A 14,588-nucleotide genomic window follows, 5' to 3' on the forward strand; every position below is an offset into this window, starting at 1 on the left:
ACAGCGGACCCTGGCTACCGGGTCGATTGTGGCAACGGACCCGGATCGCCCGCCGGGACCCGGATGATCCCCCGGTCCTTCGCGACGTCATCGAGCAGCTCGCGTAGTCGGCGGCGGCCACGCGCGAGTCGCGACATCACCGTTCCGATGGGAGTACCCATGAGGGCGGCGATTTCGCGGTAGGGATAGCCCTCCACGTCGGCCAGGTAGACCGTCACGCGATTGACTGCCGGTATGGCACAGAGCGCGTCGGCGATCTCGTCGTCGCGCATGGTCTCGAGGGCTTCCACTTCGGCCGATCGCAGGCCTGCAGAGGTGTGGCGGGCTTCGGCGGACAACTGCCAATCGGTGAATTCTTCGCAGAGCTGCTCGGCCACGCCCCGCTGACGCGTGCGGTAGGTGCTGATCCAGTTGTTGTACATGATCCGGAACAACCAGGCGCGGGCATTCGAGTCCGGCTGAAAGGTGTGAAACCCGCTGTAGGCCTTGAGCATTGTCTCTTGGATCAGGTCCTCGGCGTCATATGTGTTGGTGGTCAGCCGCCGCGCACGCCCCCGGATCTGCTCGATGCAGGGCAGCACGGTGTTGACGAACCGGGTGGCGTCCCGACTGTCGGACGGTGGTTCCGTGTGTTTGTTCAACCTCAGGCCACCTCCGACTTATATAGAATATCTATGCATAATAATAGTTGATCTAGATAGCTGATGCCAAATGGCCCGGTGCCTGGGGATGTCGACAAGCGTTGAGCTGCATGACCAAAGCTGCTGCACCAAGCTTTCTTTCAGCGAGTTCACAGGAAATAGGTCGCCACTGCGGCGGGTTGTGGACCGGTGTAACGTTTGTCCACGCTGTACATAGTTATTCGAACTAATTCGCCGATCGCCGGGGCGGGTCATCGCCATCGGCGGGTTCGGGTAATCGTCGGGAGGTGTCAGTGAGTCCTGGTCGGGGAGCTCGCTTGATGAAGAATGCCTGGATTCCGCTGGTTCTGGTGGTCGTGCTTGCGGTGTCGGGTCTGGTGGTCTCGCGCCTGCATCGGATGTTCGGCTCCGAGGACCTCAATGCGAATGCGGGCGCGGGCATCGAGATCGTCCAGTTCAATCCGAAGATCCTCGTATACGACGTGTACGGGCCGCCGGGAGCAACCGCCCAGATCAGCTATTTCGACCCGGACGCGAAGGTGCACCACGTCACCGCACCGCTGCCCTGGTCGGTCACCTTGTCGACCACGTTGCCGACCGTCAGCGCCAACCTCATGGCCCGGAGCGACGGTGACGAGATCGGTTGCCGGGTCACTGTGAACGACGTTGTCCGTGAGGAGAAGTCAGCTAATGGCATCAATGCCCAGACCTACTGCCTGGTGAAATCCGCATGACCAATTCCGCTCACGCACACCGCAAGCGGCCGTTGATAGCCCACAGCCTCCGCGTCCTCTCGGTGCCGATCATCCTGTTCTGGGTCGCGATCGCCGTACTGGTGAACGTGATCGCCCCTCAGCTTGAGGTGGTCGGCGAGATGCACGCCGCACCGATGGCACCCGAGGACGCCCCGTCGATGCAGGCGATGAAGTTGATGGGTGCCAACTTCCAGGAGTTCGACTCCAACAGCACCATCATGATCGTGGTCGAGGGGCAAAAGCCACTGGGCCCGGAGGCGCACAAGTACTACGACGACATCATCCACAAGCTGCAGCAGGATCCCGAGCACATCCAGCACATCCAGGACTTCTGGGGTGACACGCTGACCGCGGCCGGAGCGCAGAGCGCCGACGGCAAGGCGTCCTACGTGATGATCAACCTGGCCGGCGAGCAGGGCATGACGCTCGCCAACGAGGGCGTCGAAGTGGTCCGCAAGGCGATCGAGGAAACCAAGGCCCCGGACGGGGTGCAGGCCTACGTTGCCGGCCCCGCCGCGCTCACCCGCGACGAACACGTCATCGGTAACGAGAGCCTGGGCATGATCACCATCATCACTCTCGCCGCCATCGCGATCATGCTGCTGATCGTCTACCGCTCGATCATCACGACGCTGATCCAGTTGTTCCTGACATTCCTCGCCCTGCTCACCGCGCGCGGCGTGGTGTCGGTGCTGGCATTGCACGGCGCGTTCGGGCTGACCACCTTCGCCGGCAGCATTCTGACGATGCTGGCGATAGCCGCCGCAACCGATTACGGCATCTTTCTCTTCGGCCGATACCGCGAGGACCGCGGCATGGGGCTGGACAAGGACGACTCCTACTACGCCACGTTCAAATCCGTCGCGCCCGTCATCGTGGGTTCGGGCCTGACCATCGCCGGTGCGACGTACTGCCTGAGCTTCGCGCGGCTGCCCTACTTCAGCACCATGGGCGCGCCGGTCGCGATCGGCATGATCGTCGTGGTGCTGATCGCCGTCACGCTCGGCCCCGCCGTGCTGTTCCTCGGCAGCAAGGTCGGTCTGTACGAGTCCAAGCGCCCCCCGAAGAGCAGGTTCTGGCGCAAGGTCGGCACCGCGGTGGTCCGTTGGCCCGCACCGGTTTTCGTCGCGAGTCTGTTCGTCGTGCTGATCGGGATCGTGGCCATCCCCGGCTACAAGCCGGCCTACAACGACCGGTACTACCTACCCACGGATGCCCCCGTCAACATCGGCTTCGCCGCCGCCGACCGGCACTTCACCCAGGCCCGGATGAATCCGGACATCCTGATGGTCGAGTCCGATCACGACATGCGCAATCCCGCCGACATGCTGGTGCTGAACAAGATCTCGAGCAACGTGATGCACACCGAGGGCATCGCCATGGTGCAGAGCATCACCCGTCCGCTGGGTATCCCAATCCAGCACAGTTCAATTCCGTTCCAGACCGCGATCCAGGGGCAGACCAGCAACCTGAACCTGCCGTTCCAGCGGGAGCAATTGGCCGACCAGATCAAAATGGTTGATGCGACGAACGTTTCGATCTCCATCATGGAGGAGCAGTACCGGCTCTCCCTCCGGCAGACCCAGCTGACGCAGGACTCGGCGGCCAAGTCGCAGGAGCTGCTCGAAGTCACCAAGAAGATGCGGGACAACATCGCGAACTTCGATGACCAGTTCCGGCCGATGCGCAACTATTTCTACTGGGAACCGCACTGCTTCGACATACCCATGTGCGCGTCGCTGAAGTCAGTCTTCGACGCCCTCGACGGGATCGACGAACTGACCGACAAGACAGCGTCGGTCCAGGTCAACACCGACCAATTGGCCGACCTGGCACCGAAGCTGACCGCGCTGCTGCCGCAGACGATCGCATCGATGAAGACCAGCCGGGACCTGTCGCTGGCCTCGTACAACTCGCAGAAGGCCCTGATCGACCAGATGCAGGCGATGAACGACACCGCGCTGTCGATGGGCGCGGCGTTCGACACCGCCAAGAACGACGACATGTTCTACCTGCCGCCGGAGGCGTTCACGAACCCCGATTTCGAGCGCGGCTTGAAGATGTTCCTCTCGCCCGACGGGAAGTCGGCGCGGATGTTCATCACCCACCAGAGCGACCCGGCCACGGTGGAGGGCATCGCGCGGGTCGAGTCCGAACGCAAGGCCGCGCAGGAGGCCCTGAAGATGTCGTCGCTGTCGGACGCCAAGATCTATCTCGGCGGTGTCGCGGCGACCTACAAGGACATGTCCGACGGCGCCCGCTACGACCTGATGATCGCGGTGGTCTCGGCGCTGACGCTGATCTTCATCATCATGCTGATCCTGACGCGCAGCGCGGTGGCGGCACTGGTCATCGTCGGCACGGCGGGCAGTTCGATCGCGGCATCGTTCGGCATCTCGGTGCTGCTGTGGCAGGACCTCTTCGGCAAGCCGATCGAATGGCTGGTCATGCTGATGTCGGTCATCATCCTGCTGGCGGTCGGATCCGACTACAACCTGCTGCTGGTCTCCCGGTTCAAGGACGAGATCCACGCGGGCCTCAAGACCGGCATCATCCGGTCCATGGGCGGCACCGGTGGTGTGGTCACCTCCGCCGGACTGGTGTTCGCGGCGACCATGGCGGGCATGCTCTACAGCGATCTGATCGTGCTGGCCCAGATGGGTTCGACCATCGCCATCGGTCTGCTGATCGACACGTTCATCGTGCGGTCGCTGCTGATGCCGTCGATCGCCACGCTGCTGGGCCGGTGGTTCTGGTGGCCGCAGGTGGTGTATCCCCGCGGGGACAACCACTTCCGCAAGCCCGCACCGCCACGGGTACCCCGCGAGGACGATGACGACACCGCGGCCCTTCCGGTGACCACGAGTTAGGCCTCATCGCCCTTGCCGGTCTTCCACTGCCGGTAGGCGGCGGGCAGGCAGACCGCGCAGGGGCGGTAGCCCGCGGAGACGGCGCTCTGCGCGTCGGCGAAGAACACCCGGTGGCGGACGTAGCCGCCTGCGGCGATGGCGCGTCGGGCCGACGGGCAGTCGAGGCGGCCGTAGATCTTGCTGCGGTGGTGTCCCCCAAGGGTTCCCGGTGTGCCGCTGAGATGTGGGCGACCGTCGGCGCCGAGCAGGATGTAGGGCTTCATGCGGCGTCATGGAACACCAGGCCCAGGGTGAACCTGGTCCCGAAACGGACGGTGGAGACACCGTGCCGGATGGGTGCCGCCGACCAACCCCGTACCGACTTGGTCGGCCGGTCGCGCGTGGTGAAAACCAATCCGTGCCCGTGGGGGATGACCGTGGCGGTACCGCGCGATTGCGCGCGGGCTCGTTGCTCGTAGAGCAGGAACTCGCCGCCGGTGTAGTCGACGTCCGGGTCGGTCAGGTTGACCACGACCTGCAGCGGAAAGATCAACTCGCCGTAGAGGTCGCGGTGTAGCGCATTCCAGTCTCCGGCACCGTATTTCAGCAGGATCGCCGTCGTCTTGGTCTGGCCGGCCTCGTGGCACATGTGCAGCCAGTCGTCGAAGTCATCCGGCCATGGAGCATCCCGGCCGAGCCGGGCCCACCAGGTGCGCGCGATCGGCAGCAGGTGTGGATACAGCGCCCGCTTGAGTGCGGTCACGGCCGGCGGAAAGGGCTGCCGGAAGTAGCGGTACTGGCCTTCGCCGAACCGGTAGCGCGCCATGTCGATCGTCGATCGGAACCGGGCCACGTCGGGGTAGAGCGCGACGATGTCCGCGGCGTCCGCCGGTGTCAGGAGCGGCCCCGTCAACGCACATCCCGTGGTGTCGAGTTCGTCACCGACACGGCTCCAGTCGGTGCCATCCACCTGCTGCTGCCAGGGATTCGCGCGGTTCACGCCGCGGCCTCCAGGTCGAGCAGCAGGCGTTTGGCCTCCGCGCCGCCGAGGTAGCCACCCATCGCGCCGTCGCTGCGGACGACGCGGTGGCAGGGGATGACCACGGGCAGTGGGTTTTTCGCGCATGCCGTACCCACGGCGCGCACCGCTTTGGGGCTGCCTGCCAGGGCCGCGACGGTGGCGTAGCTGGCGGTCTGCCCGTAGTCGATCTCGGGCAGGTGATGCAACACGGTGCTGCGGAATCCGGCAGAGAGCCGCCAGTCCAGCGGCAGGTCGAAGGTGCGTCGCGTCCGGGCGAAGTACTCGTCCAGCTCACGGGCCGCCGTGTCGAGGCGCGCGGGTGCGTGCAGGATGCGGGGGCTCACCTGATCGGCGAGGTGCTGCAGGACGATGTCGTGGTCTTCGCGGGCGTAGGCGACGCGGACCAGGCCCTGCTCGGTGGCGGCCAGCAGCAGCGGCCCGACCGGGCTGTCGACGGTGCGGTAGGCGATGTCGAGGAGACCGTCGCACTGGGCAGCGGCCGCGAGTCGGATGTGCAGGTCGGCCAGCTTGCCTGCTTCGGGTTGGGTGATCCGGGCCAGGTCGTCGACGATGCCTTCGTTACTCATGGATCTCTCCTTTCGTGGGCGCGTCGACCTCGGTGAGTTCGCCGAGGTAGGTGCGTCGTAGCGTGGCGATACCGTCGCTGGAGGCACGGCGTGCGGCCGCGGCGCTGCCGCCGAGGATCTCGGCGATTTCGTCATAGGGCAGGCCGGCCAGGTAGTGGTAGGCGACGGCGTGTTTCTGTTTGTGCGGAAGCTGGTCCACCGCGGCGGCCAGGTCGTCGAAGGTCTCGGCGGTGCGGGGGCCCGGTGTTTCGGGGACGACGTCGGTCGGGACGGGTTGGCGAGTCCGGGTCCGGGTGATGTCGATGGCCTTGCGGTTGGCCACGGTGACCAGCCAGGCCTCGAAATTCGTGTCGGTCGGGAGGTCAGGATAGGCCTTGAGTGCCGCCAGAAACGTTTCCGACCAGGCGTCATCGGCGTCGTGCGCGCCGACGATGGCGCAACAGACCCGATAGACGGTGGGGCCGTGGTCGCGAACCACGGTCTCAAACGGCGGTTTGGCTTTCACACCCTGTAGACGCTCCATGCCCGAGTTTTGTGAGGTGTCCATCGTGAGTGAAATCCGTCCATCGCGTCGAGGGGCGATCGAGATCAATCCGCGGTCAGTGCCACACTGACCGGTCTATGAGCTACTTCGGTGAGCTTCGCACCAACTGGCAACCGCTGGCCGCCGCGACCGCCGGTCTCAGCGCCGGCTTGAGCCTCAGCGCCTACACGAACGCCGCGATGGGGCCGCAGTTCCTCGCGGCCTTCGGATGGAGCCGCTCGGACTTCGCACTGACCGGCGCGATCACGTTGCTCACCTTCGTTTTCCTGCCGGTCTACGGCCGCCTCGCCGACCTTTTCGGCGTGCGGCGGATCGCATCGATCGGTGTCATCGGTCTGCCCGCATGCTGGATCGCCTACGCGTTGATGTCCGGACCCATCTGGCAGTACTTCGTGATCAACGTGGTCCTCATCGCGCTCGGGGTGACCACGACTCCCGCGATCTACAGCCGGCTGGTCGCGACCCGTTTCCAGGCCGCCCGGGGCCTGGCCCTGGCCATCGCGATCTCAGGCCCACCGTTACTGGGCGCCGTCGGTGTACCGGCACTCGATGTCGTCAACCGCACCTACGGTTGGCGGGCCGGATGCCTGGCCATCGCGGCAACCATCGCGGTGGTCGGTGTCATCGCCTTGCTCCTCGTGCCTCGACGCAACGGCGAAGCGATGCCATCGGCGGGAGAACGCAAGGCCGGCAAGGACTACCGGGCCATCGGCCGCAGCAGGGTGTTCTGGATCCTGGTGCTGGGCGTGCTGCTGTGCAACCTGTACCACTCGGTCACCACCACCCAACTCGGCATCATGCTGGGTGACGCCGGGGCGGGCGGCCACGTCGCGGTACTCATCACCGTGTTCGCCACCGCCGTCATCGTCGGACGCTTCATCTGCGGGGTGGCCCTCGACCGGTTACCCGCGCAGGTCGTCGCCGCGGTGGCGATGGCGCTACCGGGCCTCGGCTGCCTGCTGATCGCGTCGCCGTGGGACCACATCGGTGTCCTGACGGTTGCCGTCTGCTGTCTCGGTGCCGCCTGGGGAGCGGAGGGAGACGTGATCGCCTACCTGGTGGCACGCCACTTCAACCTGGGTGTCTACAGCACGGTGCTCAGCATCTTGTCGGCGGTTATCGGGGTCTCGTCGGCTCTGGGCGCAGTCGCGCTGAGCCGCATGCTGGCGACCAGCAACAGTTTTGACGGATTCCTGATCCTGGCCGGAGCGGCTGCCTTCGCCGGCGGGGCACTGCTGTTGCTGTTGCGCCGGCGCGAGGTCGTCTTTACAAATGATCCAGGAAGTGTCACGGTGTCCTGATGGACTTCTCCCATGTCGAGCTCTCCGAGGAGGACCTGGCCTTCCGCGATGAGTTGCGGGCGTTCCTGGCCCGGGTCGTCACCGACGAGGTGATCGAGCATGACCGCGAGACTGGCGAGAACTTCGACGAGACAGTGCATCTGGCCCTGGGCGAGGCCGGATACCTGGCCGGTGACTACCAAGCCGAGGCCGACGGTGGATTCAGTGCGGTCCGGCGGCGGATCTGGGAACTGGAGATCGGCCGGGCCCACACCCCGTGGTTCCACTGGGGAACCACCGCGATGGTCGCGCACACGATGGAGAAGTTCGCCTCGACCGAACTGCTCGACGAAGTGCTCCCGGGTGTCTTGGGCGGGAGTCTGCGCCTGTGCCTGGGCTACACCGAACCCGAAGGCGGGTCCGACGTGGCGACCTGCAAGACCCGGGCGGTGCGGGAAGCGGATGGATCGACGTGGGTTGTCAATGGCTCCAAGATGTTCACCTCGAATGCGCACAACGCCCAGTACGTGTTCCTGCTGACCAACACCGACCCGGCCGCCGCCAAACACAAGAGCCTCACGATGTTCCTGGTGCCGCTGGATTCCCCGGGTGTCGAGATCCAGCCGCTGCGCACCGTCGACGGAGACCGCACCAACATCACCTACTACAGCGACGTGCGAGTCAGCGACCGGTACCGCGTCGGTGAGGTCAACGGCGGGTGGACGGTGCTGCGCGGTGCCCTCGAACTCGAGCACGGCACGTTCGAACGCGAGACCCGCGGCCTGCAGAAGCTCGCCACCATGACCGAGCACATCACCTTGATGGCCGAGGCGGTCGATCGCGTAGCGGCCGTGGCCGCCGATGACGCCGCGTCGCGCTATCGGCTGGGCCGAGGCATCGCCCGCCTGGAGGCCGCGATGAGCAGCCCCGACATGTACGGTCGCGTCGCGATTGCCCAGACCATGCGCGAGGTATCCCCCGATCTCATGGACATCGTCGGATCGGCAGGCGCCTTGCCCGTCGGGACGACCGGCGCCGCCGGCGACGGGGCCGCCGAGTACATCTTCCGGTTGGCCGGCCCGACCGGTATTTACGGCGGAACCCTTGAGGTGTTCCGCAACATGATCGCGCAGCAGGCGCTGGGGTTGGGCCGGCCGAACTATGCGCCGGCCAAGCGAACTGGCTGACCGTCGGCATCGGCGCCGCCGGGCAACGCGAGGCGGCCTGGGTACTGTGGCCGGGTGCATCCCTTGGACAACGCCCTCGAGCTCGAATCCTCCGGTGACGGCCGGTGGCGCGGGCGGACGGTGCCGGAGTGGGCGAACATGGTCGGCCCGTTCGGCGGTATCACGGCCGCCACGCTCGTGCGGGCGGTCGAGTTGCACCCGCAACGGCACGGCCAGCCCATCGCCCTGACGGTGAACTACGTGGCGCCGATCGCCGACGGCGAGTTCGACATCGTGACCCGGGCCGTCAAGACCAACCGCTCCAATCAGCACTGGATCGTCGAACTCAGCCAGGACGGCGAGGTCAAGACCACCGCCACCGCGGTGTTCGGACTGCGACGCCAAGGATGGTCGGACACCGAGATCACCGCGCCGCAGGCCCCGGCACCCGAGGGCATCGTGCCGACGGTCCCGCCGTTCGGCGTGGTGTGGTTCGACAACTACGACATGCGGTTCGTCGACGGGGCGATGCCCGACACCGGCGGCGAGCCAGCCGAGTCGGCAAGCTCCACCACGACCCTCTGGGTGCGGAACAAGCCCTCCAGGCCAATGGATTTCGCCGCGTTGACCTCGGTGAGTGACATCTTCTATCCGCGGGTCTTCCTGCGCCACGGCCAGTTCGTACCGGCCGGCACGGTGACGATCTCGGTGTACTTCCACGCCGACGAGGAGCAACTCGCGATCCAGGGTGATGACTTCGTGCTGGGAACGGCACGGGCACACCGATATTCCGGCGGATACTTCGACCAGAGCGCGCACCTGTTCGGCCGCTCCGGCGTGCTGCTGGCCACCAGCCACCAGTTCGTCTACTTCAAGGCCTGAGGTCGTCGGGAGCCGACTGCAGGGCGATCCACGCGCTCACCCGGGTCTGCGGATCGTCGAGCTTGCCGGGCAGCGCCGCCTCGATGGCCGCGAGACGGTTGCGCACGGTGTTGCGGTGCAGGCCGAGTTCCTCGGCGACCTTCAGGCGTGATCCGTGATGGCGCAGGAAGCAACGCAGGATCTCCAGCTGTTCGGAATCGAGCCCGTGCAACCAGGATTCGGCGAACGCCGCGGCTTTCTCGGGGTCGATCAGGCTGAGGGGGCCATTGTCGATCACCTGGTCCCACAGCACCACGCCGGACACCTCGGTGGCCTGGGCGAGTGCCAGTCCGGCCGTGCGATAGCCGGTCGCGCCGTCGCCGGGTGCCACCGCGTTCCCGACGCCGACGTGGAGGCCGCCCGCGGCCAACTGTGAACCGGTTGCTTTCGCCTGTGCGGGTGCGACGACCGCGCACAGCTCGCCGGCATATACGCCGGCGAGGATGCCCCGCCGCTCCAGCGAAGCCATGGCGTTCTCGATCGCGGATTCGTCTCCGGTGGCCCGGAGGAAGCGGATGTGCTTCGGCAGTTCGGCCGCCGGCTGGTCCACCTCCAACACCAATTGAGCCGTGCGGTCATCGCTTTCGGCGAGCAGCTCCAGCGCTCGGCTGCGAAGGTGCTGTCGGGTCGTGGCGCGGCTGCGATCCTGTTCGTCGATGAGGCCGAGCAGGGCGACCGCGGTCGTCACGGCCTGGCGCTGTCCCTCCGATGCCCTGGCGGGCACCAACGCGGCCAGATAAGCCGACGCCCGGCCGCGTAGCCCGATGGGATGGACCGACACGGAGAGCGTCGGGTTGGACTGCGCTGCAGCCGAACGCAATCCGTGGGCCTGCAACCGCTTGACGTCCTGGGCGACCTCGTCGAGCGGAAACTCGTTGCGGCGGGCGCCAACCGGGCCGGTCACGACCCGGCCGTCCGGATTCATCAGGCATGCCGCGCCGTCGAGCGCGGCGGCCAGTGCGGTGATGACCGCGACGACGGGATCGGGTTTGGCCGCAGCCGAGATGAGCCTGCGCTGCGTCTGGAGTGACTCGCGCGTCGCGGTCGACTCCTGTTCCTCCAGCAGATGTGCGACGTGTCGGCTGATCGCGACGAAGGTGGTGCGGCGCGGCACCTCGAACAGATTCAGCTGGTGCCTTCGGCAGGCAGCCGCGAGGGCGGACGGAGTCTCGGCGTGGGTGAGGCCGACGGCGAACCCCACGGCGGCCACGCCGGCGTCGGCAAGTCTGCGCACGTAGCCGTCCCACTGCTCGTGCCAGTCCCCGGTTTCCAGACCGGTGGTCAGCAGGATCTCCCCGCCCTCCAGGAACGGCCCTGGATCGGCGAGTTCACTCGTGGCCACCCAGCGGACCGGTGCGTCGCGGTGACAGACCTCGACGGCGACCAACCCGAGCGCGCGCACCGCCAGGACATCGCCGACCAGAACCATAGGTGCCAGTTTTGCACAATTTCAGCTATCCATTTGTGCACTTCCGACCTGCCGACGATGCCCGCGGTTCCCTAGCGTGAGGACAAACAACCGCCAGCAGCAGGAGGAACACGTGACCATCGCTGAGCTCGCAGGTGCGGCCGTCACCCAGGAACGCCGGCTCGTCACCGCCATTCCCGGCCCGATCTCGCAGGAGATCCAGGCACGGAAGACCGCTGCGGTGGCCGGCGGCGTCGGGACCACGCTGCCCGTCTACGTGGTCGCCGCAGGCGGCGGAATCCTCGTGGACGCCGATGGCAACCAGCTCATCGACTTCGGCTCCGGCATCGCCGTGACCACCGTGGGCAATAGCGCACCGGCTGTCGTCGAGGCCGTCACCGAGCAGGTCGCCGCGTTCACCCACACGTGCTTCATGGTCACCCCGTACGAGGGCTATGTGCGGGTGGCCGAGGAGCTCAACCGCCTCACGCCCGGTGACCACGAGAAGCGCAGCGTGCTGTTCAACTCCGGCGCGGAAGCCGTCGAGAACGCCGTCAAGATCGCCCGTGCCCACACCCGCAGGCAGGCCGTCGTGGTGTTCGACCACGCCTACCACGGCCGCACCAACCTCACCATGGCCATGACCGCCAAGAACCAGCCGTACAAGAACGGGTTCGGGCCGTTCGCCGGTGAGGTGTACCGGGTGCCCACGTCGTTCCCGTTCCGTGACGGCGAGACCGACGGTGCGGCTTCGGCCGCCCGCGCCCTCGACCTGATCGACAAGCAGGTCGGCGCCGACAACGTCGCCGCCGTGGTGATCGAGCCCATTCAGGGCGAGGGCGGGTTCATCGTGCCCGCACCGGGTTTCCTGCGCGCCCTGCAGAACTGGTGTACCGCCAACGGTGCGGTGTTCGTCGCCGACGAGGTGCAGTCGGGCTTCGCCCGCACCGGCGCGATGTTCGCCGTCGAGCACGACGACGTCGTGCCCGATCTGATCGTCACCGCCAAGGGCATCGCGGGTGGCCTGCCGCTGTCGGCGGTCACCGGGCGCGCCGAGATCATGGACGCGCCGCACGCCGGCGGCCTCGGCGGTACCTACGGCGGCAACCCGATCGCGTGCGCCGCTGCCCTCGCCGTCATCGACACCATCGAGCGGGAGGGACTGCTGGCCCGCGCCGTGGAGATCGAGAAGACCATGATCGGCCGGCTCGAGGCGATCGCCGCCGAGGATTCCCGGATCGGCGAGGTCCGCGGCCGCGGCGCCATGATCGCCGTCGAACTGGTCAAGGCGGGCACCACCGAGCCCGACGCCGACCTGGCCAAGCAGGTCTCCGCCGCCGCCCACGCCCAGGGCCTGGTGGTGCTGACCTGCGGGACCTACGGCAACGTGCTGCGGTTCCTGCCGCCGCTGTCGATGCCTGACCACCTGCTCGAGGAGGGGCTGGACATCCTGGCCGCCATCTTCGCCGAGACCCGCTGACCGCCGGTCCGGCTCGACCTCAGGGAGACGTGAGTGAACACGCAGAATGCGATCGCCGAACTGGACGCCAAGCACGGCATCCTCATCGACGGGCAGGCCCGTGGTGCTGCCTCGACGTTCGAGGTGTACGACCCGGCCAGCGGCCTGACCATCGCCGAGGTCGCCGACGGCACGGTGGCCGACGCCCGCTCGGCCGTCGACGCCGCGCACCGGGCCTTCGGTGACTGGGCCAGGACCAGCCCGCGGCAGCGCAGCGACATCCTGCGCCGGGTGTTCGATCTGATGGTCGCCGACACCGAGCGGCTGGCGGCCCTGATCTGCGCGGAGAACGGCAAGTCGCAGGCCGATGCCCGCGCCGAGGTGGGCTATGCCGCCGAGTTCTTCCGCTGGTTCTCCGAGGAGGCGGTGCGGACCGACGGCGCCTACGGTGTCAGCCCTGCCGGCGGCACCCGGACGATGGTCACCCACAAGCCGGTCGGGGTCGCCGCGCTGGTGACGCCGTGGAACTTCCCGGCCGCGATGGCCACGCGCAAGATCGCTCCGGCATTGGCCGCGGGCTGCACGGTGGTCCTCAAACCGGCGGCCGAGACGCCTCTGACCGCCCTGGCGATCGCCGGAATCCTTTCGGCCGCAGGTGTTCCCGACGGTGTGGTCAACATGGTGCCCACCACCGATGCCGCCGCCGTGGTCGAGAACTGGTTGAGCGATGACCGGGTCCGCAAGGTGTCGTTCACGGGCTCGACCGGCGTGGGCCGGGTGCTGCTCAAGCAGGCTGCCGACCGGATCGTCAACGCCAGCATGGAACTCGGCGGCAATGCACCGTTCGTCGTCACCGCCGATGCCGACGTCGAGGCGGCCATCGCGGGCGCCATGGTGGCCAAGTTCCGGGGCGGCGGTCAGGCTTGCACCGCGGCCAACCGGTTCTACGTGCATGCGTCGGTGGTCGACCAGTTCGTCGCCGGTTTGGGCGCCGAGGTCGCGGCACTGCGCGTGGGGCCTGCGTCGGATCCGGCGTCACAGATCGGTCCGCTGGTCAGCGAGCGCGCAGCGCAGCGAGTGGCTGCCGCGATCGATGCCGCGGTGACCGACGGTGCCGTGATCGCCGCGCAGGCCGACGTGCCGGCCGCGGGCTGGTTCGTCGCTCCCACGCTTTTGACCGGCGTCGCCCCGGATGCCGCGATCCTGGCCGACGAGATCTTCGGGCCCGTCGCCCCGGTGGTGGTGTGGGAGGACGAGGACGATCTCCTGCGCTGGGTCAACGACACCGAATACGGTTTGGCGGCTTACATTTACGCGGGTCGACTGCAGGACGCGGTGCGGCTCGCGGAGTCCTTCGACGCCGGCATGGTCGGTATCAACCGGGGCATCGTGTCCGACCCGTCGACCCCGTTCGGCGGGATGAAGCAGAGCGGGCTCGGTCGCGAAGGTGCCCGCGAAGGTCTGCACGAGTTCCAGGAGACGCAGTACTTCAGCGTCGCGTTCGACTGAGCGGTCGCTCAGAACGGTGCCGAGTGCTGCATCAGACTCAACATCAGCACGACCATGCACAGCAGTGAACTGAACATGATCAGCCCCATGACGATGATCACGAACCACGACGCGCAGCGCTGCTTGCCGCGCGCCAGTTTCGCGATCCGCTCGTCCTGCATGAGTTCATCTGCGACGACGGCAAATTCGACACCCGCCAGTTCAGCATCGGCGGCGGGTGCGCCGCAGGATATTTCGCGTAGACGCGCGGCGGCGATGCCGACGCCGACCCCGGCGAACCGCCGGCTCATCTGACGTGCTTGTCTGCGGGAGAGACGGTGATCGAGCGAATCTAGCGAATGCGGCCGCTGTCCCCATCCGCGGCCGTGCGCGTTCGACGGGGTCGTCATAACCCTGTGAGTCTACGAGCGTCTCGGGTCGTGAGGAAGCCTGCGCCCGTGGATTGTTC

14 protein-coding genes are annotated in these 14,588 nt (G+C 66.9%); 7 read left to right on the plus strand and 7 right to left on the minus strand.

The window, feature by feature from the left end; all coding sequences use genetic code 11:
- Positions 1-14: 14 nt before the first annotated feature.
- Entirely contained in the window at positions 15-641 is a 627-nt protein-coding gene (locus TX88_RS05110; protein ID WP_409365847.1) for a sigma-70 family RNA polymerase sigma factor, read from the minus strand.
- Between the two features lie 320 nt (positions 642-961).
- Between TX88_RS05110 and TX88_RS05115 the strand changes: the two genes are divergently transcribed.
- Entirely contained in the window at positions 962-1,375 is a 414-nt protein-coding gene (locus TX88_RS05115) for an MmpS family transport accessory protein (protein WP_044515111.1), read from the plus strand.
- Positions 1,372-4,266 (plus strand): MMPL/RND family transporter, encoded by a 2,895-nt coding sequence (locus TX88_RS05120; RefSeq protein ID WP_044515112.1) that lies wholly within the window; start codon positions 1,372-1,374, stop codon positions 4,264-4,266. The genes TX88_RS05115 and TX88_RS05120 overlap by 4 nt, the downstream gene beginning before the upstream one ends.
- Here the strand turns inward: TX88_RS05120 and TX88_RS05125 are convergent.
- The 4 genes from TX88_RS05125 to TX88_RS05140 are packed head-to-tail and all read right to left on the minus strand — an operon-like array spanning position 4,263 to position 6,400.
- A complete protein-coding gene (locus tag TX88_RS05125) occupies positions 4,263-4,529 on the minus strand; it encodes an Ada metal-binding domain-containing protein (RefSeq protein WP_044515114.1) in 267 nt (88 codons plus the stop codon). The genes TX88_RS05120 and TX88_RS05125 overlap by 4 nt on opposite strands.
- Positions 4,526-5,245 carry a 2OG-Fe(II) oxygenase gene (locus tag TX88_RS05130; protein ID WP_044515116.1) on the minus strand — a complete coding sequence of 240 codons (720 nt, stop codon included), beginning with the start codon at positions 5,243-5,245 and terminating at the stop codon, positions 4,526-4,528. Before TX88_RS05130 ends, TX88_RS05125 begins: the two co-directional genes overlap by 4 nt.
- Entirely contained in the window at positions 5,242-5,853 is a 612-nt protein-coding gene (locus tag TX88_RS05135; protein WP_044515117.1) for a methylated-DNA--[protein]-cysteine S-methyltransferase, read from the minus strand. The genes TX88_RS05130 and TX88_RS05135 overlap by 4 nt, the downstream gene beginning before the upstream one ends.
- Positions 5,846-6,400: an RNA polymerase sigma factor gene (locus TX88_RS05140; RefSeq protein WP_044515119.1), complete on the minus strand. Its 555-nt coding sequence runs from the start codon at positions 6,398-6,400 to the stop codon at positions 5,846-5,848. Before TX88_RS05140 ends, TX88_RS05135 begins: the two co-directional genes overlap by 8 nt.
- Positions 6,401-6,474: 74 nt before the next feature.
- Here TX88_RS05140 and TX88_RS05145 point away from each other — a divergent pair, with 74 nt between their 5' ends.
- From TX88_RS05145 to TX88_RS05155, 3 genes are read left to right on the plus strand one after another with little or no spacing between them, the layout of a single operon-like run.
- Positions 6,475-7,698, plus strand: coding sequence for an MFS transporter (locus tag TX88_RS05145; RefSeq protein ID WP_044515120.1), 1,224 nt, complete (start codon positions 6,475-6,477; stop codon positions 7,696-7,698).
- Entirely contained in the window at positions 7,698-8,864 is a 1,167-nt protein-coding gene (locus TX88_RS05150; protein WP_044515122.1) for an acyl-CoA dehydrogenase family protein, read from the plus strand. The genes TX88_RS05145 and TX88_RS05150 overlap by 1 nt, the downstream gene beginning before the upstream one ends.
- Before the next feature lie 54 nt (positions 8,865-8,918).
- A complete protein-coding gene (locus TX88_RS05155) occupies positions 8,919-9,725 on the plus strand; it encodes an acyl-CoA thioesterase (RefSeq protein ID WP_044515124.1) in 807 nt (268 codons plus the stop codon).
- Here the strand turns inward: TX88_RS05155 and TX88_RS05160 are convergent.
- Entirely contained in the window at positions 9,715-11,193 is a 1,479-nt protein-coding gene (locus TX88_RS05160) for a PucR family transcriptional regulator (protein WP_044515125.1), read from the minus strand. The genes TX88_RS05155 and TX88_RS05160 overlap by 11 nt on opposite strands.
- 112 nt (positions 11,194-11,305) lie before the next feature.
- Here TX88_RS05160 and gabT point away from each other — a divergent pair, with 112 nt between their 5' ends.
- Together gabT and TX88_RS05170 are read left to right on the plus strand one after the other, a co-directional pair.
- Positions 11,306-12,652 carry a 4-aminobutyrate--2-oxoglutarate transaminase gene (gene gabT, locus TX88_RS05165; RefSeq protein ID WP_044515127.1) on the plus strand — a complete coding sequence of 449 codons (1,347 nt, stop codon included), beginning with the start codon at positions 11,306-11,308 and terminating at the stop codon, positions 12,650-12,652.
- A gap of 33 nt (positions 12,653-12,685) precedes the next feature.
- Positions 12,686-14,140, plus strand: a complete 1,455-nt coding sequence (locus TX88_RS05170) for an NAD-dependent succinate-semialdehyde dehydrogenase (protein WP_044515129.1) — start codon at positions 12,686-12,688, stop codon at positions 14,138-14,140.
- Positions 14,141-14,148: 8 nt separating this feature from the next.
- Here the strand turns inward: TX88_RS05170 and TX88_RS05175 are convergent, their stop codons facing one another.
- Complete coding sequence (locus TX88_RS05175; protein WP_235732705.1) at positions 14,149-14,430, minus strand: hypothetical protein; 282 nt, start codon at positions 14,428-14,430, stop codon at positions 14,149-14,151.
- Positions 14,431-14,588 lie beyond the last annotated feature (158 nt).

It is taken from the genome of Mycolicibacterium septicum DSM 44393 (assembly GCF_000455325.1).
GTDB classification, from domain to species: domain Bacteria; phylum Actinomycetota; class Actinomycetes; order Mycobacteriales; family Mycobacteriaceae; genus Mycobacterium; species Mycobacterium septicum.